Annotated in this window: 15 protein-coding genes; 9 read left to right on the top strand and 6 right to left on the bottom strand. The window is 64.1% G+C overall.

Annotated elements, in window-relative coordinates; genetic code table 11:
• Positions 1-136: 136 nt before the first annotated feature.
• Entirely contained in the window at positions 137-1,615 is a 1,479-nt protein-coding gene (locus tag BLU32_RS08970) for a replicative DNA helicase (RefSeq protein ID WP_093806286.1), read from the bottom strand.
• Between the two features lie 431 nt (positions 1,616-2,046).
• Here BLU32_RS08970 and ugpB point away from each other — a divergent pair, with 431 nt between their 5' ends.
• From ugpB to BLU32_RS08945, 5 genes are all read left to right on the top strand, one after another.
• Positions 2,047-3,366, top strand: coding sequence for a sn-glycerol-3-phosphate ABC transporter substrate-binding protein UgpB (gene ugpB, locus BLU32_RS08965; RefSeq protein ID WP_093806284.1), 1,320 nt, complete (start codon positions 2,047-2,049; stop codon positions 3,364-3,366).
• Between the two features lie 128 nt (positions 3,367-3,494).
• Positions 3,495-4,376, top strand: a complete 882-nt coding sequence (ugpA, locus tag BLU32_RS08960) for a sn-glycerol-3-phosphate ABC transporter permease UgpA (protein WP_093806282.1) — start codon at positions 3,495-3,497, stop codon at positions 4,374-4,376.
• An 8-nt stretch (positions 4,377-4,384) separates the two neighbouring features.
• The gene (ugpE, locus tag BLU32_RS08955) at positions 4,385-5,221 is read left to right on the top strand and encodes a sn-glycerol-3-phosphate ABC transporter permease UgpE (RefSeq protein WP_093810803.1); all 837 of its coding nucleotides are present in this window, start codon (positions 4,385-4,387) and stop codon (positions 5,219-5,221) included.
• Positions 5,222-5,227: 6 nt separating this feature from the next.
• Positions 5,228-6,295, top strand: a complete 1,068-nt coding sequence (locus BLU32_RS08950; RefSeq protein ID WP_093806280.1) for a sn-glycerol-3-phosphate import ATP-binding protein UgpC — start codon at positions 5,228-5,230, stop codon at positions 6,293-6,295.
• Positions 6,296-6,979: 684 nt separating this feature from the next.
• A complete protein-coding gene (locus BLU32_RS08945; protein WP_093806278.1) occupies positions 6,980-8,662 on the top strand; it encodes a BCCT family transporter in 1,683 nt (560 codons plus the stop codon).
• A gap of 179 nt (positions 8,663-8,841) precedes the next feature.
• Here the strand turns inward: BLU32_RS08945 and BLU32_RS08940 are convergent, their stop codons facing one another.
• Both BLU32_RS08940 and BLU32_RS21735 read right to left on the bottom strand, forming a co-directional pair.
• The gene (locus BLU32_RS08940) at positions 8,842-9,963 is read right to left on the bottom strand and encodes a M20 family metallopeptidase (RefSeq protein WP_093810801.1); all 1,122 of its coding nucleotides are present in this window, start codon (positions 9,961-9,963) and stop codon (positions 8,842-8,844) included.
• A gap of 45 nt (positions 9,964-10,008) precedes the next feature.
• Positions 10,009-10,203 carry a hypothetical protein gene (locus BLU32_RS21735; RefSeq protein WP_157727583.1) on the bottom strand — a complete coding sequence of 65 codons (195 nt, stop codon included), beginning with the start codon at positions 10,201-10,203 and terminating at the stop codon, positions 10,009-10,011.
• Positions 10,204-10,324: 121 nt separating this feature from the next.
• Here BLU32_RS21735 and BLU32_RS08935 point away from each other — a divergent pair, with 121 nt between their 5' ends.
• The 3 genes from BLU32_RS08935 to BLU32_RS08925 all read left to right on the top strand — a co-directional run bounded on the left by BLU32_RS08935 (position 10,325) and on the right by BLU32_RS08925 (position 13,869).
• Entirely contained in the window at positions 10,325-11,017 is a 693-nt protein-coding gene (locus BLU32_RS08935; RefSeq protein WP_093810799.1) for a glutathione S-transferase family protein, read from the top strand.
• 206 nt (positions 11,018-11,223) lie between these two features.
• Complete coding sequence (gene ndk / locus BLU32_RS08930) at positions 11,224-11,646, top strand: nucleoside-diphosphate kinase (protein ID WP_093806276.1); 423 nt, start codon at positions 11,224-11,226, stop codon at positions 11,644-11,646.
• A gap of 141 nt (positions 11,647-11,787) precedes the next feature.
• Entirely contained in the window at positions 11,788-13,869 is a 2,082-nt protein-coding gene (locus BLU32_RS08925) for a molybdopterin oxidoreductase family protein (RefSeq protein ID WP_093806274.1), read from the top strand.
• Between the two features lie 7 nt (positions 13,870-13,876).
• On the opposite strand, the gene BLU32_RS08920 is transcribed toward BLU32_RS08925, so the two are convergent.
• Positions 13,877-14,620, bottom strand: coding sequence for a glutathione S-transferase family protein (locus BLU32_RS08920; RefSeq protein WP_093806272.1), 744 nt, complete (start codon positions 14,618-14,620; stop codon positions 13,877-13,879).
• 100 nt (positions 14,621-14,720) lie between these two features.
• Between BLU32_RS08920 and BLU32_RS08915 the strand changes: the two genes are divergently transcribed.
• Complete coding sequence (locus BLU32_RS08915; RefSeq protein ID WP_093806270.1) at positions 14,721-15,455, top strand: YafY family protein; 735 nt, start codon at positions 14,721-14,723, stop codon at positions 15,453-15,455.
• Between the two features lie 10 nt (positions 15,456-15,465).
• Here the strand turns inward: BLU32_RS08915 and purN are convergent, their stop codons facing one another.
• Together purN and purM are read right to left on the bottom strand one after the other, a co-directional pair.
• Positions 15,466-16,131 (bottom strand): phosphoribosylglycinamide formyltransferase, encoded by a 666-nt coding sequence (gene purN / locus BLU32_RS08910; protein ID WP_208977004.1) that lies wholly within the window; start codon positions 16,129-16,131, stop codon positions 15,466-15,468.
• Positions 16,128-17,210, bottom strand: a complete 1,083-nt coding sequence (gene purM, locus BLU32_RS08905; protein WP_093806268.1) for a phosphoribosylformylglycinamidine cyclo-ligase — start codon at positions 17,208-17,210, stop codon at positions 16,128-16,130. The genes purN and purM overlap by 4 nt, the downstream gene beginning before the upstream one ends.
• Between the last annotated feature and the right edge of the window lie 54 nt (positions 17,211-17,264).

The following is a 17,264-nucleotide window of genomic DNA, read 5'->3' as shown; positions in this document are numbered from 1 at the left end:
TGTGCACGCGTGACGGGTGCTGTTGGGCGCGATCCGCGTCGAGGATCTGGCGGGAGCCCGGAATCATATGGATGCATTTGCGCGCGCGCCGCTTTGCGGGTCAAGCATTTGGGGAGCGGTATCGGTTCGGCTGCGCCTATTCGTGCGGCTCCGGGAAACGGTCCGGATCGGCGAGGTCGGAGAAGCGGGTAAACTCGCCCTGGAAGTGCAGGTTTGCCGTGCCGGTCGGGCCGTGACGCTGCTTGGCGATGATCACCTCGGCGCGGTTGCGCACACGGTCCAGCTTTTCCATGTCCTCCGGCGTCGCCTCCTGACCGATGGCCTTGGAGAGATAATATTCCTCGCGATAGACAAACATCACCACGTCGGCGTCCTGCTCGATGGAGCCGGATTCGCGAAGGTCGGAGAGGATCGGACGCTTGTCGTCGCGCGATTCGACCTGACGCGAGAGCTGGGACAGAGCGATGATCGGGACGTTGAGTTCCTTGGCGAGCGCCTTCAGCCCCGTGGTGATCTCGGTGATTTCCTGAACACGGTTGCCCTGGTTCTTGCTCGAGCCGGTCAGAAGCTGGATGTAGTCGACGATCAGGAGATCGAGGCCGCGCTGACGCTTCAGCCGGCGGGCACGCGCGACGAGCTGGGAGATCGAGATGCCGCCTGTCTGGTCGACATGCAGCGGTACGCTTTGCATCGTCTGCGAGGCGGCGGCGAGTTTTTCGAAGTCATGCTCGGAGATGTCGCCACGCCGGATCTTTGACGACGAGATCTCGGTCTGCTCGGAGATGATGCGGGTGGCGAGCTGTTCCGCGGACATTTCCAGCGAGAAGAAGCCGACCACACCGCCGTTGATGGTCTTCATCGTTCCGTCGGGCTGTTCCTCGGCATGATAGGCCTCGGCGATGTTGTAGGCGATATTGGTGGCAAGCGAGGTCTTGCCCATGGCCGGACGTCCCGCGAGCACAATGAGGTCCGACGGCTGCAGCCCGCCCATCAGGCTGTCGAGGTCGCGCAGGCCACTGGCGGTTCCCGACAGAGCTCCCTCACGCTGATAGGCGGCAGCCGCCATTTCGATGGTGGCGGTCAGGGCATCGCCGAAGCTGACGAAGCCAGCGTTCGAACTGCCTTTTTCGGCGAGTTCGAAGAGCCTGCGTTCTGCATCGTCGATCTGTGTGCCCGGTGGCATGTCGATCGGTGCATCGAAGGCGATGTTGACCATGTCCTCGCCGATGCGGATCAGGTTCCGGCGAATGGCGAGATCGTAGATCGCGCGGCCATAGTCCTCCGCGTTGATGATGGAGGCGGCATCAGCGGCCAGGCGCAGGATGTATTGAGCCGCCGACATGTCGGCGATTTTCGCGTCTTGGGCAAAAAAGGTCTTGAGCGTGATCGGAGACGCGACCTTGCCGGCGCGGATAAGCTGGCCGGCCTTTTCATACACCTCGCGGTGCGGCGCGATGAAGAAATGGCCGGGTTCGAGAAAATCGGAAACGCGGTAATAGGTCTCGTTGTTGACGATGATGGCGCCGAGAAGCTGGCGTTCGGCTTCCGCGTTGTGCGGCGCCACACGCATCGGTGAGGCGGCGCTCGTGTCGTTTGCCGGTGCCGTTCCCTTCATTTCAATTCCCCTCATGACGATCCTTGGTAGCCGAGGGACGGTGCGGGGGAAAGTGCGTGCAGGTGATTCACGACCGGTATTTCACGGCGATGCCCCCTTGTCGTGAATCGCCGGGATAACTGTCATCAAACTGTTGACTGTGCGAATCCGCGTTGCCCCTAGGCACCGGGAGCACGGAAACCGGACAAAGCTCTTCGTGCCGCGCGCATCCGGCGGCCGGAAACGCTTCTTCACAGACTTCGCAGACCGACGGCCGCGCAAGGCTTGCACCCGTCATTGAAGTGTCGCTTAATGTTCATGTGAGCGACATTTATCGTTCATATGAAAACAATACGAAAAGCGGGCGTTTCGTTCGGCGTGGCCATCTGGGTCCGCCTGCCGTTCCTCAACCGCATGTCGGGCCGGAAGCCCGATCGATGGGAGCAAACACAATGGCTTATCGCAAGACACTCGCCGGACTGGTCGCCGCGACGATCCTGGCCGGAAGCACGACGGCGTCCTTCGGCGCGACCGAAATCCAGTGGTGGCATGCCTTCACCGGCCGCCTGGGCGAGCTGCTCGCCGAGCAGGTTGAGAAGTTCAATGCCTCGCAGGACGAGTTCGTCGTCGTCGCCTCGCACAAGGGCAACTATTCCGAGACGCTGAATGCCGGCATCGCCGCCTTCCGCGCCGGCGAGCAGCCTCACATCCTTCAGGTCTTCGAGGTCGGCACCGCAACGATGATGTCCGCCAAGGGCGCGATCGTTCCGGTTTACGAACTGATGGCCGAGACCGGCAAGCCGTTCGATCCGGATGCCTATCTCGCCGCCGTGAAGGGCTATTACACGACGACCGATGGCGACATGCTGTCCCTGCCGTACAACTCGTCCACGCCGGTGCTTTACGTGAACCGCGACGCGCTGACGGCCGCCGGCCTTGATCCCGACATGGAGCTTGCGACCTGGGAGCAGGTCGGGACCGCGCTCGACGCGCTGAAGGCGTCCGGTTCTTCCTGTCCGCTGACGACCGCATGGCAGAGCTGGGTGCATCTGGAAAACCTTTCCGCCTATCACAACGTTCCCTTTGCAACGAAGGACAACGGCTTCGCGGGCACCGACACCGAGCTTGCCTTCAATGGCCCGGTTCAGGTCGCGCATATTTCCGCGATGGGTGATTGGGCCAAGGACGGCAAGTTCATCTATGCCGGCCGCCGCAACGAGGGCGGCGCGCGGTTCCGCTCCGGCGAATGTGCGTTTTTCACCGAATCATCGGCAGGCTACGCCGGCGTGAAGGCGGAGGCCGACTTCGCCTTCGATATCCGTGCGCTTCCCTATTGGTCCAACGTCGAAGGCGCGCCGCAGAACACCATCATCGGCGGTGCGTCGCTGTGGGTGATGAGCGGACATGAGGCCGAGGAATACGACGGCGTCGCGGAATTCCTCAACTTCCTTTCCTCCGCCGATATCCAGGCCAACTGGCATCAGAACACCGGCTATCTGCCGATCACTTCCGCAGCCTACGAGCAGACCAAGGAATCCGGTTTCTACAAGGAGAACCCGGGCACCGACATCGCCATCATCCAGATGACCGGCAAGGCGCCGACGGCCAACTCCAAGGGCCTGCGTCTCGGCAACTTCGATCAGATCCGCGGGATCATCGACGAGGAGCTGGAAGCCGTGTGGGCTGGCGACAAGGATGCACAAACGGCGCTCGACAGCGCGGTCGAGCGTGGCAACAAGCTGCTGCGCCGCTTCCAGCAGGCCAACCGCTAAGGGCTTTGCGCCGTCGGCGTTCCTGCCGGCGGACAGGCAATACGAACTGGCGGACGGTCCGGACATGATCCGGACCGTCCGTTCAACCGGCCATGCCTTCACGATCCGCCTGAACGGTACCGAACGAGATGCAAAAACGCGTCGTCTTCAACAACCGGCTGCTGCCTTATCTGCTGCTTGCCCCGCAGATTGTGGTCACCATGCTGTTCTTCTTCTGGCCGGCGGGGCAGGCGATCTATCAATCGGCCTTCATTCCAGACCCCTTCGGCCTCAGTTCGCAGTTTGTCGGCTGGGGCAATTTCGAGTTTCTGCTGAGCGATCCCTACTATCTCGCCTCCTTCAAGACGACTGTGGTGTTTTCAACGCTGGTGACGGTCACATCCATGGGCGCGGCGCTGTGGATGGCGGTGATGGCCGACCGCGTGATCAAGGGATCGAGCGCCTACAAGACATTGCTTGTCTGGCCCTACGCCGTGGCACCTGCCGTCGCCGGCGTGCTGTGGCTCTTCATGTTCAATCCGAACGTCGGCCTCGTCGCCTGGTACCTCAGTGCTGCCGGCTATGACTGGAACCACGTGCTCAATGACGGCGAGGCGATGGGTCTTGTGGTGGCGGCCTCGTCCTGGCGGCAGATCAGCTACAACTTCCTGTTCTTTCTCGCCGGTCTTCAGGCGATCCCCCGTAGCGTAATCGAGGCAGCGGCGATCGACGGCGCCAGCTTCGCGCGCCGGTTCTGGACCATCGTCTTCCCGCTTCTGTCGCCGACGACCTTCTTCCTGCTGGTGGTCAATATCGTCTACGCCTTCTTCGAGACCTTCGGCGTGATCCACACGATCACGGCGGGCGGCCCGCAACAGGCAACGACGATCCTCGTTTACAAGGTGTTTTCCGACGGGTTCGTCGGCCAGGACCTTGGGTCCTCCGCTGCCCAGTCGGTGATCCTGCTCGTGCTCGTCGGCCTGCTGACCGTCGTGCAGTTCCGCTATATCGAACGCAAGGTGCACTACTGATGAGCGGGATGGTCGAAAAACGCGGGCTTGGCACATGGTTGACGCACATCGGCCTGCTGGTCGGGATCGCGATCATCTGCTTTCCGATCTACATGGCCTTCGTCGCCTCCACGGTGACCCAGCCGGAGATCGCTCGCCCGCCGATGCCGCTTCTGCCGGGGTCTCATTTCATCGAGAACTACACGGCGGCGCTGACGCAAGGCATCAACGCGCCTGTCTGGCTCATGCTGATGAACTCCAGCATCATGGCGATGGGCATCGCGGTGGGAAAGATCGTGATCTCGATCATCTCCGCCTATGCCATCGTCTATTTCCGCTTCCCGTTCCGCATGATGTTCTTCTGGCTCATCTTCCTGACCCTGATGCTCCCGGTTGAGGTGCGCATCGTTCCGACCTACGAGGTCGTCGCGGGCTTCGGGATGCTCAACTCCTATTCCGGCCTGATCCTGCCGCTGATTGCCTCCGCGACGGCGACGTTTCTGTTCCGGCAGTTCTTTCTCACCGTACCGGATGAACTGGCGGAAGCCGCGCGGGTCGACGGGGCGGGGCCGGTGCGCTTTTTTCTCGACATCCTGCTGCCGATGTCGCGCACCAATATCGCCGCGCTTTTCGTGATCCTCTTCATCTACGGATGGAACCAGTATCTCTGGCCGCTCTTGATCACCACGAAGCCGGAGATGAACACCATCGTGATGGGCATCAAGCAGATGTTTCCTTCCGGCGATGACATCGCGGAGTGGCCCGTCATCATGGCGACCACACTGATGGCCATGCTGCCGCCTGTGGCCGTCGTCGTCTTCATGCAGAGGCTTTTCGTCAAGGGCCTCGTGGAAAGCGAGAAATAGCATCCGATGGCGCAAATCGCCCTTTCAAACGTTCGAAAGTCCTACGGGCCGACCGAGGTCATCCACGGCGTCGACGCCGAGATCGACGACGGCGAGCTGATCGTTATCGTCGGCCCGTCGGGCTGCGGCAAGTCAACGCTGCTGCGTATGGTGGCGGGGCTGGAGACGATCACCTCCGGCGAAATTTCCATCGGCGGGCGCGTGGTCAACACGCTGGAGCCGCGCGAGCGCGACATCGCCATGGTGTTCCAGAATTACGCGCTTTATCCGCACATGAGCGTCTACGACAACATGGCCTACGGGCTGAAGATCGCGGGCATTCCCAAGGCGGAGATCGCCGAGCGTGTCGAGGCGGCGGCCAAGATCCTGGAGATCGGCGAATATCTCGCGCGCAAGCCGCGTCAACTCTCCGGCGGCCAGCGCCAGCGTGTCGCCATGGGGCGCGCCATCGTGCGCGAGCCGGCCGTCTTCCTGTTCGACGAGCCGCTTTCCAACCTCGACGCCAAACTACGGGTGCAGATGCGTGTGGAGATCAAGACGCTGCAGCGCCGTCTCGGCGTCACGTCGCTCTATGTCACGCATGACCAGGTGGAAGCCATGACCATGGCCGACCGCATCATCGTGATGAACGGGGGTGTCGCGGAACAGGTCGGCTCGCCTCTCGACGTCTATCGCACGCCGGCCTCGACCTTCGTCGGTGGCTTCATCGGCTCGCCGCCGATGAATTTCCTGTCCGTGGAACGTTTGCGCGAAAGCGGGCTGCTCGGCCAGATTGGCACGAAGAACGCCCCGCCCGAATTGGCCGTGACGGTCGGCGTTCGTCCTGAGCATCTGGCGTTTTGCAGCGAGGCGGAGGCGGTGCTGTCGGGTGAGTTAGCCATCGCCGAAGCGCTCGGTGCGGAAACGCTCGCGCATGTACGCCTTGCCGACGGCGAGGCGATGATCGTGCGGGTCGAGGGATCTGCCGAGGTGCCGCGTACGGGCGCGCCGGTGCATATAACCTGCGCGGCGCCCGACCTGCATTTCTTCGGCGCTGACGGCAAGCGCCTCGCGGGAAAGGTCGTCGGTTCGTAACCGCGCAGCCGGACCCGCATGGTCGCGAGCCCGAAGCGGGCGAGGACGTTGGCGGCGGGGTTTTCATGAGGGCGCGTCGCAATGCCACGCCCGTGCATGACCCGGTTGACGACGCGCTCGATTTGATTTCGGACGCGATGGTGGTAGGGGCTGAAGCAGATTGGGTCCTGATGATTCCTGCGGAACGTGAGGTTCGCCAGCCTACGGGGCACTTTCGAGCGGTCTTCTCCCGGGCGCGTCGGATTTTTGGCAGCGCTGGTCCGGGGCGGTCGGTGTGCTGATGCGCGTGGACTTTTGCGCTGCCGATCATCTGATCCCGGCATCGTCCCGATGCGAGATGATGGTCGGGACACGATCTCAGACCCGAGCGAGACGTCATCGAACGGAACCGACTGCAACAGGTGATAAAGGGGCCGTACCGCTCGGGCACATCGCGCAATTATCTCAAGTTCAATCTCCGCATCGACTTGCCTGTGGCGACCCAGCCGAAAACATTGGTCGGCCGCTTCGAGCCCGGCAAGGGTCATCTGGATTGCGCGCTGTCGCCGGTTTTGAGAGTACCGACGGGTGGGCGATTGCGATTGATGCCCTGGCGCGGCCCGGCTTCAGGTGTGATCGAGGGGCGGAGCAGACACATCAGGTTCGCGAGGGTGCTCGCCAATCGACGGGAAAGGAGGACGGCAGTTGAAGCGGCCCACAAGTTTCATGGCTATCAGTCTGGGAGATGTCGGCACGGTGTTGCATGTCTCGGCCGGGATCGTGCTGTTCTTCGTGATCGTGACCGGCGTCGCTCCCGACACCGTCCAACGCGTCGCTCAGCAACTCCTGCACGTGACCGCGACGAATGTCGGCTGGATGTACCTCCTGGTCACGACCGGGTTCGTTGTTTTCGTGCTCGTCCTTGGGCTGTCGAGAATGGGCACCATCAAGCTCGGTCCTGCGGACGCGCCGCCCGAGTTCTCCTTTCCGAGCTGGCTCGCGATGATCTTCTCCGGCGGGATGGGCGTCGGGCTGGTGTTCTGGGGGGTCGCCGAACCGATGATGCACTTCACCGATCCGCCACTCGGCGACGGGTTGCCACGCACCGTCTGGGCCGCGCAGACCGGCATGCGCTACGCCTTCTTCCACTGGGGCCTGCACCAGTGGGCGAATTTTGCGCTGGTGGGGCTCGCCATCGCCTATGTCCGGTTCCGGCATGACAGCCACGGTCTGATCAGCGAGACGCTTCGGCCGATCCTCGGCGATCGCGTGGATGCCGGCTGGGGCAAGGCGATTGACGTTCTCACCGTGGTTTCGACCGTCTTCGGCGTGGCGACGACCCTTGGGCTCGGGGCGCTTCAAATCAACAGCGGCATCGCACGGCTGACGGGGATCCCGTTCGGCTTTCCCGCGCAGTTGGTGATCGTCGCCGTGGTCGGCGGATTGTTCATGCTTTCGGCAATGACCCCGCTCGACCGGGGTGTGCGGCTTTTGAGCAATGCCAACATGCTGCTGGCGGCGGCGCTTTTGGGGGTCGTGCTGGTCTTCGGGCCGACGTCCTTCATCTTCGGTGTGATGACACAGACCCTGGGAGAATACCTGGGCACCCTCATAGAGATGAGCCTCGTCACGTCGCCCTATTCCTCCGGCGAGTGGGTCGAGCAATGGACGCTTTTCTACTGGGCCTGGGGTCTGAGTTGGGCGCCCTTCGTCGGGAGTTTCATCGCGCGGATCTCGCGGGGGCGGACCATACGCGAATTCGTGCTTGGCGTGATGATCGTGCCCGTCGTCCTCAGCATGCTGTGGTTTTCGACATTCGGCGGCGCCGCCGTTCATTTCGAGATATACGAACATGCGGGCATCGCCGACGCGGTGGCCGCCGAGGTGCCCTCCGGTCTTTATGTCTTGCTCGAACAGTTGCCCGGCAGCGCCGCGCTGACCCTGGCGTCGATCCTGCTCGTCGGCATGTTCCTCGTGACCTCGGCCGACTCGGCCACCTTCGTGCTCGGCATGTTCACGTCGAAGGGCGTGCTCAACCCCACCCGCGCGGTGCGGATGCTGTGGGGAACGTTGCAGTTGCTGATGGTGGTGGTTCTTTTGCTCACAGGCGGGCTGGAAAGCCTGCGCACCGCCTCGATCGTCGCAGCCTTTCCGTTCATGCTCCTGATGATCATGATCGCCGTTTCGCTCTATCGGGACCTTGCGCAGGAGCTTGCGGCGCGCGACGAGAGAACGAGGCTGCTCGGCATTCGCATCGAGCGCTGGCTGCTTCGCGAATCCGAACGGGAGGCCGCCGAGAGGGCTGAGGCGGAAATCCACCCGACCGTCCCGGAAGAAGCCGCGGTGACGGTGCCTTCAGGAGAGGAGGGCGACCGGCCGGACAAATAGGGGCCAGCGCCTGTCTTTCGACCGGAGCAGGCCGATTTTCTGCGTTCGAAACCGAAATACCGCTGACCAGAGCGGCTTCGGGGGCTCCCGAAACAGTCATGGGCGCTCGCCTGGCCACGAGTGCATGCTCAAGGTGGACCGGCGGCGCGCGCCGTTGTGTTGGGCGCGCGCCTTTTTCGTCAGTCGAGCGTTTCGATCAGCCGTTTCATCAGCAGCATTCGCGGTTCCAGCGACGAGATGAAGATGCGTTCGTTCAGCGTGTGCACGTCGTCGCCATCCGGGCCAAGGCCGTCCAGCGTCGCGACGTGGGACGCGATGAAGTTGCCGTCGGATCCGCCGCCAGTGGTTTCGCCGATCAGTTCGAAGCCGATTTCGTCCGCCAGCCCGGCCGCGTGATCGAACAGCGCCTTGCTCGCTTCCGACTGCTCGAAGGGCGGACGGTTCATGCCGCCGGTGATCGTGAGCGTCGTGTCGGGTGTCTTGGGCACCAAGCCCGTGATCCTTGCGACCATCTCGTTCGCCGCTTCCACCGTTGGAACGCGCAGGTCGATTTCGGCCCGGGCATGTTGCGGTACGACGTTGGTGCCCGTGCCGCCGGTGATCTGGCCGACGTTCACGGTGATCTCGCGGTCATAGTCGGTCATCGCCTCAAGTGCGATGATCTGGTGTGCAAGCTCGGTGACGGCGCTGCGGCCCTGCCAGTGGCGCGCGCCCGCGTGCGACGGGCGTCCCTCGACCTTGAGCGTGAAGCGCCCGACGCCCTTGCGTGCGGTGACGACATGACCGCCGTTGCGGGCGGGCTCCGTCACCAGGGCGTATTTCGCCCATTTCCCCTGTTCCTCGATCAGGGTGCGCGAGCTCGGGCTGCCGACCTCCTCGTCGGAGGTGTAGAGGATGCGCACGGGCAGGGGCGGGGTGACGCCCGATTCGGCAACGGCGCGCAGCGCGGCAAGCGCATTGTAGGCGCCGCCCTTCATGTCGCAGATGCCGGGGCCGAACGCCTGGTCGCCCTCGATGCGGATCGGCAGGTCGGCGTCGATGGTGCCCTTGGGGTGCACCGTGTCGAGATGGCTCATGAACAGGATGCCCGGAGTGTCCCGATCGCCCCAGGGGGAGAAAACGAGCAGATGATCGCCGTAGCCGTCCCGGCCGGGGATGCGCTCGCTGGTCGCGCCGAAGGCCGCGGCCTGCGCGGCGACGAGGTCCATCAACGTGTTGAGACCGGAGGTGTCGGGCGTGTGCGTCTCGATGCGCACCCAGTCGAGCAGACCATCCAGCAGCGCGTTTGTTGTCGAAGTCATGAACATCCTCTCTGGGCGGGCGGGTCGTTTTCACCGCACGCGAAATCACTGAATCGCGTGAAGGGTCTGGCCCGGTTTTTTCATGTGGGGGCGGCGGGCCGCAACGGCTCGCTTCGCCAGAAGTGAGGGATCAATTGATAACGCGTCCGGCGTCTGGCTGCGAGCAAAAACCTGCGCCTTCTCAGTGAGGTGCGGGCATGTGTTGGCAAAATGAGTCTGCTCGTTCGCGTTTTGATTCAAGCGGGGCGCTCCGTCGATGGCAGCGTGCGCGCGGCTGCTGCCCCATTTTGGAGATTGGATCGTGGCGGGGCTGCGGGTAGGGTCCGCCCAACACGAACCCATCATGACCGGGGAGGTCGCCTTGACCCGAATTCTCTATGAGCTTTGCGGAACCGATGTTGCGCGGCCCTTCAGCCCGTTCTGCTGGCGGGCCAGAATGGCGCTTCTGCACAAGGGACTGGAGTTCGAGACCGCGCCGCGTCCCTTCACGGAGATCGCCGGTTTAGCGCCTGATGCCGGCAAGACGGTGCCGCTTCTGGTCGACGGCGAGCGCACCATTTGCGACAGCTGGACCATCGCGGAGTATCTGGAGGACACCTATCCCGACCGGCCGAGCCTGTTTGGCGGAGCCGGCGGGCGGGCTGCCGCCAGGTTCATCGACAGTTGGGCCAACGCCTCGGTGAGCGCGCTGATCGTGCGGCTTATCGTCAAGGACATCCACGACATTCTCGCGCCCGCCGATCAGGCCTATTTCCGGGAGACGCGGGAGGCGCGCTTCGGTCAGACGCTGGAAGAGGTGCAGCATGATCGCGAGGGGCGGGTGGCCGAGGTGGCCAAGGCGTTGATGCCGATGAACATCATGCTGCGGTCTCAGCCTTTCATTGGCGGTGACAATCCACTCTATGGCGATTACAGCCTTTTTGGCACGCTGCAATGGGCGCGCGTCTCCAGCCCGTTGAAGCTGGTTGAGACCGACACGCCGGTCGCCGACTGGTTCGAGCGTTGCCTCGATCTGTTCGAGGGCGAGGCACGCAAGACGCCGGCCGCCAGATAGGCGAAAACCGGGCACTGCGCCTTTGAAGAATTCGACCTGGCTCATACGGGCGAACCCATGGGAAACGCTTGTGTGGTCCGGCCTTGCGGCGGCGGTTTTCCCCCGCTATACGACTGCGGCATCCGACGAAACGGATACGGAAATTCAATTGGCTGGCGAACCCCTACGACGGGCGGCCGGCGGCAACCAGACAGGACCAGAACACCATGGCGATCGAGCGTACCTTTTCGATGATCAAGCCCGACGCGACGCGTCGCAACCTCACCGGCGCGATCACGGCGATGCTGGAAGAGGCCGGCCTGCGCGTCGTTGCTTCCAAGCGCGTGTGGATGTCGCAGCGCGAGGCCGAGGGCTTCTACGCGGTTCACAAGGAGCGTCCGTTCTTTGGCGAACTCGTCGAGTTCATGTCGTCCGCGCCGACCGTCGTCCAGGTGCTTGAAGGCGAAGACGCGATTGCCAAGAACCGCGAAGTGATGGGCGCGACCAACCCGGCCGATGCGGCCGAGGGCACGATCCGCAAGTCCTACGCCCTGTCGATCGGCGAAAACTCCGTGCATGGTTCGGACGCGCCCGACACCGCTGCCGAAGAGATTTCCTATTGGTTCTCCGAGACCGAAATCGTCGGCTGAGGCACGCCTCTTTCGCGACCTGCGTCTGGACCGGCCCTTTGGCCGGTCTTTTCGTGTGTGCCGGGCATCAAGCTTGACAGTGCCTCGCGTCAGGGAAACCCTGCAATTTCATTCTCCCGACAATCGGAACCGCTTGATCCCATGAACGCTCCCGTCCTCAAGGCTTCCGCCTGTCCGCACGATTGTCCCTCGACCTGCGCGCTGGAGGTCGAGCTCTTGCAGGACGGCATGATCGGGCGCGTGCGCGGGGCGCGCGACAACGCCTATACCGCCGGCGTGATCTGCGCCAAGGTCGCGCGCTATGCGGAGCGGCTGTATCACCCCGACCGGCTGACCAAGCCCTTGCGCCGTGTGGGCGCGAAGGGCGAGGGGCGGTTCGAGGAGATCTCCTGGGACGCGGCTCTCGATGCGGTGGCGGAGGCTTTCCTGAAGGCGGAAGCCGAGCACGGCGCGCAAAGCGTCTGGCCCTATCACTACGCGGGCACGATGGGGCTGGTGCAGCGCGACAGTATTCACCGGCTGCGCCACGCCAAGGGCTATTCGCTGCAGTTCGACACGATCTGCACCAACATGGCCTGGACCGGCTATATCGCCGGAACGGGCAAGCTTGCAGGTCCCGATCCGCGCGAGATGGCCCTTTCCGACCAGATCGTGATCTGGGGCACCAACCCGGTGTCGACGCAGGTCAACGTGATGACCCACGCGGTGACCGCCCGCAAGACGCGCGGCGCGAAGATCATCGCCATCGACGTTTATCCGACTCAGACGATCAAGCAGGCGGACCTCGGGCTCGTGCTCAGGCCCGGCACGGATGCAGCCCTTGCCTGCGCGGCGATGCATGTGCTGTTTCGCGACGGATTTGCCGACCGCACCTATCTGGAACGTTTCACCGACTGTCCGGCGGAGCTTGAGGCGCATGTCGCCACCCGGACGCCGGAATGGGCGTCGGCGATCACCGGGCTCACGGTCGAGGAGATCGAGACCTTCGCGCGCATGATCGGCGAGACGAAGCGGACCTATTTCCGGCTGGGCTATGGCTTTACCCGCTCGCGCAACGGCGCGATGTCCATGCATGCGGCCTCCTGCATCGCGGCGGTGACGGGGGCCTGGCAGCATGAGGGCGGGGGAGCGTTTCACAACAACGGCGCGATCTACACGCTCGACAAGTCGATGATCGAGGCAACAGCCCTGCGCGATTCCAGTGTGCGCCAGCTCGACCAGAGCCAGGTCGGGCGGGTGCTGACGGGTGACCGCGAGGCGTTGCGCGGCGGACCGCCGGTGCATGCCATGCTGATCCAGAACACCAACCCTGTGTCGGTCGCCCCCGAGCAAGAACTGGTCAAACAGGGCTTCGCCCGCGAGGATCTCTTCGTCTGCGTGCATGAGCAGTTCATGACAGAGACCGCGCAAATGGCCGACGTTGTTCTGCCGGCCACGCAGTTTCTGGAGCATGACGATATCTACAAGGGTGGGGGACACCAGTATCTGATGCTGGGGGCGAAGCTCGTCGACGGGCCGGGCGAAACGCGGGAGAATCTCGTCGTTCTGAACGATCTGGCGCGCAGGCTCGGCGCGGCCGGGCATCCCGGCTTTTCGATGAGCGCGCGCGAGCACATCGACTGGATGCTCAAGGCATCGGATTTAGGTTCGCTGGAAGAGATCGAGCGCGACCGATGGGTGGATTGCCAGCCGGATTTTGAGACCGCGCATTATCTCAAGGGCTTCGCCTGGCCCGACAGCAAGTTCCGCTTCCGCCCGGACTGGCCGAAGGTGCCGGCGCCGAACGACGGCCCGATGGGACCATGGGCCGAAATGCCGGCGCTTCCGGACTATTGGCCGGTGGTGGAGGCTGCCGACGAGACCCATCCCTTCCGGCTGGTGACCTCGCCCGCACGATCCTTCCTGAACTCGACCTTCAACGAGACCGCAGGGTCCCGCGACAAGGAGGGCCGGCCGGAGTTGATGATGCGGCCCGAGGATGCCGGACCGCTCGGGCTGCAAGACGGCGACCGGATCCGCATCGGCAACGCGCGCGGCGCCGTGCTGCTGCATCTGCGCGTGACCGAAGGCCTCAAGCCAGGCGTGGTGATCGCGGAAGGCATCTGGCCGAACGAGGCCTATCCGGACGGCAAGGGTATCAACACGCTGACCGGCGCGGACGCGGTCGCGCCTTACGGCGGCGCCGCGTTCCACGATATCGCTGTGTGGGTGAGGAAGGCCTGAAGCCGCCTCAGGCGGCTGCGGCCTCCGCAAGACGTGCCGGCAGCATCGCGCGCGGCCCGAACACCTCGCGCTCGAAGCGCACGACGTAATCCGCGAAGGTGGGGATTGCCCATGCATGACGCGTCAGGGGCGTGTCGATGCGGCTTGTCAGCATGTTGATCATGAGCCCGGCGATGAACGCATCGACGCTGGTGGGACGGTCTCCCATCAAGAAGGGCTTGTCGTCCAGGAAGGAGGCGATCGCGTCGAGGTCGTTGCGGCCGAACGTATAGATCTCTTCGGCCGTATGCCGGCCAATCCCCTGCATGTGAAGCGACTGGCGTACCTGTTCGCGCACCTCGAGGAAGACGCTCCGGCGCGCGGCCTCCGGCACGCCGGAAAAGGCGGCGGCGATGATCTCTTCCTCGCCGGCGGGGTCGATCCAGCGGGCATGGACCATCGTCCAGCGCAGGTGCTCCTCGGCCATGCGGCGGAAAGCTTCCGCCATGGCGCGTTCGATATCCGTCAGCTGTGCGTCGATGGCGAGGCCATGGTGGCGCTCCAGATGGCGCTGGATCAGCGAACTGTCGGGGATGACGAGATCGCCGTCCCTGAGCACGGGCACCTTGCCGTGGGGCAGGAGCGAGAGATCGGCGATTGCTTCCTTGCGGTAGTCACATCCGCAAAGCGTCAGCAGCGCCTCCGCCTTGTAGGCGAAGGGGGACAGGCTGCGCAGCCCGAGCGCGGCGGGAAAATCGATCAGAACGAGCATGTGGGTACTCCGTGATTGCGGTTTGCCCGTCCCTTGTAGCCAGCCCCTCCTGACAGCATACTGTCAGCATCACGCACGTCTTTTCGCAGAAGGGATCGCCATGCGCCGGGCCGACAGATTGCTGCAGATCATCCAGGTGATGCGTCGGGCGCGCGGGCCGGTGAGCGGTAGGGAGATTGCCCGCGAGTTGGAGGTGTCGCTGCGCACCGTCTATCGCGACATCGTCGCGCTTGAGGCGTCGGGCGTTCCCGTGCGCGGGGAAGCCGGTATCGGTTATGTGCTTGAGGACGGCTATGATCTGCCTCCGCTGATGTTCAGCGCCGAGGAACTTGAGATTGTCATGCTCGGCCTGCGCATGGCCGAGACGCGCGGCGATGACGCGATTTCGCGGACCGCCCGTGATGCGGTCGCCAAGATTGCGGCGGTGCTGCCCGGCGGTCTTCGCGACGGGTTTCTCGATGCGCCGCTTTATGCGCCGTCACCGGACGCGTTGCCGAAAGACAGGATCGAGCTTGGACGCTTGCGAGAGGGGCTGCGATCCGGGCACAAGGTCGAGATACTCTACCAGGTGCCCGGACGTGATCCGGAACGGCGCGTCGTCTGGCCGATCGTTCTGGCCTTCTTCGAGCGCGCGCGGGTGCTGGCGGCCTGGTGCGAGCTTCGCCAGGACTACCGGAGTTTCAGGACCGATCGCATGCTGGAGATGACCGTTCTGGACGCGAAACCGCCGCGCGGACGCAAGCGTCTCTACGCCGAATGGTGGGCTTTGATGAAGGCGGAGTCGGACTGCAGGCCGCTGGAAACCAGCGAGCCGTTGGCGCGTGCGACTGGATAATCTGCGCCCGTCAGCCTCCCGGTACGATCAGAGCGGCTGGCGTGGTGGATTCGCCTTCGCTGGCGCACACGCGCATGTCGTTGATCTCGTAGGCCCCGGAGGCGACGAGCCTCAAAGCCTGCGGATAGATCGCATGCTCTACCGCCAGCACCCGTGCGCCGAGCGTTTCCGGCGTGTCATCCTGCCTGACGGCAACTGCGCCCTGCGCGATTACCGGTCCGGTGTCCATCTCGGAGCGCACGAAATGCACGGTGGCACCGTGAATGCGACAGCCTTCAGCGAGGGCGCGGGCGTGGGTGTCGAGACCCTTGAAGGCCGGCAGCAGCGCCGGGTGGATGTTGATCAGCCGATCCTTCCAGCGATCGACGAACCAGGGCGTCAGGATCCGCATGAAACCGGCGAGGCATATGAGCTCGATGTCGCGGGCGCGCAGCTCGGCGTCGAGCCGTTCCTCGAAGGCCTTGCGCCCGCCTGGGCCGCGATGGTCGACCGCGAGAGCCTCGATCCCGGCCGCGGTGGCCTTCTCAAGGGCCGGTGCGCCTGGCACATTGGCGATCACCACGTCGATGCGCGCTGGAAAAGCCGGATCGGCTGCGGCTGCGAGCAGGGCCGTCATGTTGGAGCCGCGCCCGGAGACGAGAATGGCGGTGCGCCGGCGGCTTGATGTCGTGGTCAAAGCGCCAGGGTCCCGTCGAAGATGACGGCTTCGCCGCCGGCGGTGCGCGGCTCGAGCGTCCCGATGCGGATGACAGTCTCGCCCTCGCCACGAAGCACCTCGGCGACCGCGTCGGCGCTGTCGGCCGAAACGGCGACCACCATGCCGACGCCGCAGTTGAAGGTGCGCAGCATCTCCGACTGGGCGACGCCGCCGGTCGACGCGAGCCAACCGAAGACGGGCGGCACGGAGAGGGCGTTGAGGTCGATCCGCGCCGCAAGCGTTTCGGGCAGCACGCGGGGCAGATTTTCCGGCAGGCCGCCGCCGGTGATATGCGCAAGCGCCTTGATGCCGGGACCGGCCTTGAGGGCTGCGAGCAGCGGTTTCACGTAGATCCGTGTCGGCGTCATCAGCGCCTCGCCGAGGCTTGTGCCGTGGGCGAAGGGCGCATCCGCGCTCCAGTCGAGGCCCGAGCGCTCGACGATCTTGCGGACCAGCGAATAGCCGTTGGAATGAACACCGGAGGACCCGAGCGCGAGCAGCACGTCGCCGACCATGGCGTTGCCGCGCGGCAGCAGGTTGCCGCGTTCCGCCGCACCGACGGCAAAGCCCGCGAGGTCATAGTCCTTGTCGCCATACATGCCGGGCATTTCGGCGGTCTCGCCGCCGATCAGCGCACAGCCCGCGCGCCGGCAGCCTTCCGCGATGCCGGCGACAACGGCGGTGGCGGTCTCGATGTCGAGCGCGCCGCAGGCATAATAATCGAGGAAGAACAACGGCTCCGCACCCTGGACGACGAGGTCGTTGACGCACATCGCCACCAGATCGATGCCGACCGTGTCGTGTTGCGCGCTGTCGATGGCGATCTTGAGCTTGGTGCCGACGCCGTCGTTGGCCGCGACGAGCACAGGGTCGGTGAAGCCGGCTGCCTTGAGGTCGAAGACACCGCCAAAGCCGCCGATCTCGCCATCCGCACCGGGCCGGGCGGTGGCCTTCACAAGGGGCTTGATCCGCTTGACGAGGGCGTTGCCCGCGTCGATATCCACACCTGCATCGGCGTAGCTCAGGCCGTTGCCACCCGAAGGGCTTGCCTCGCTCATGCTATTGTCTCCGAAACCCTGATCAGGGCGCGCATACAAACACAGAAAGTCGCG

It is taken from the genome of Stappia sp. ES.058 (genome assembly GCF_900105595.1).
In the GTDB taxonomy this organism is placed as follows: domain Bacteria; phylum Pseudomonadota; class Alphaproteobacteria; order Rhizobiales; family Stappiaceae; genus Stappia.
This window is presented reverse-complemented; position numbering and strand designations above follow the sequence as displayed.

What these genes read in the sequence shown, in the direction of transcription:
- purM (WP_093806268.1), bottom strand. Translation starts at nt 17,210, where the DNA reads ATGAGCGAGGCAAGCCCTTCGGGTGGCAACGGCCTGAGCTACGCCGAT.
- ndk (WP_093806276.1), top strand. Translation starts at nt 11,224, where the DNA reads ATGGCGATCGAGCGTACCTTTTCGATGATCAAGCCCGACGCGACGCGT.
- BLU32_RS08970 (WP_093806286.1), bottom strand. Translation starts at nt 1,615, where the DNA reads ATGAAGGGAACGGCACCGGCAAACGACACGAGCGCCGCCTCACCGATG.
- ugpA (WP_093806282.1), top strand. Translation starts at nt 3,495, where the DNA reads ATGCAAAAACGCGTCGTCTTCAACAACCGGCTGCTGCCTTATCTGCTG.
- BLU32_RS08925 (WP_093806274.1), top strand. Translation starts at nt 11,788, where the DNA reads ATGAACGCTCCCGTCCTCAAGGCTTCCGCCTGTCCGCACGATTGTCCC.
- BLU32_RS08940 (WP_093810801.1), bottom strand. Translation starts at nt 9,963, where the DNA reads ATGACTTCGACAACAAACGCGCTGCTGGATGGTCTGCTCGACTGGGTG.
- ugpE (WP_093810803.1), top strand. Translation starts at nt 4,385, where the DNA reads ATGGTCGAAAAACGCGGGCTTGGCACATGGTTGACGCACATCGGCCTG.
- BLU32_RS08950 (WP_093806280.1), top strand. Translation starts at nt 5,228, where the DNA reads ATGGCGCAAATCGCCCTTTCAAACGTTCGAAAGTCCTACGGGCCGACC.
- BLU32_RS08920 (WP_093806272.1), bottom strand. Translation starts at nt 14,620, where the DNA reads ATGCTCGTTCTGATCGATTTTCCCGCCGCGCTCGGGCTGCGCAGCCTG.
- BLU32_RS08915 (WP_093806270.1), top strand. Translation starts at nt 14,721, where the DNA reads ATGCGCCGGGCCGACAGATTGCTGCAGATCATCCAGGTGATGCGTCGG.
- ugpB (WP_093806284.1), top strand. Translation starts at nt 2,047, where the DNA reads ATGGCTTATCGCAAGACACTCGCCGGACTGGTCGCCGCGACGATCCTG.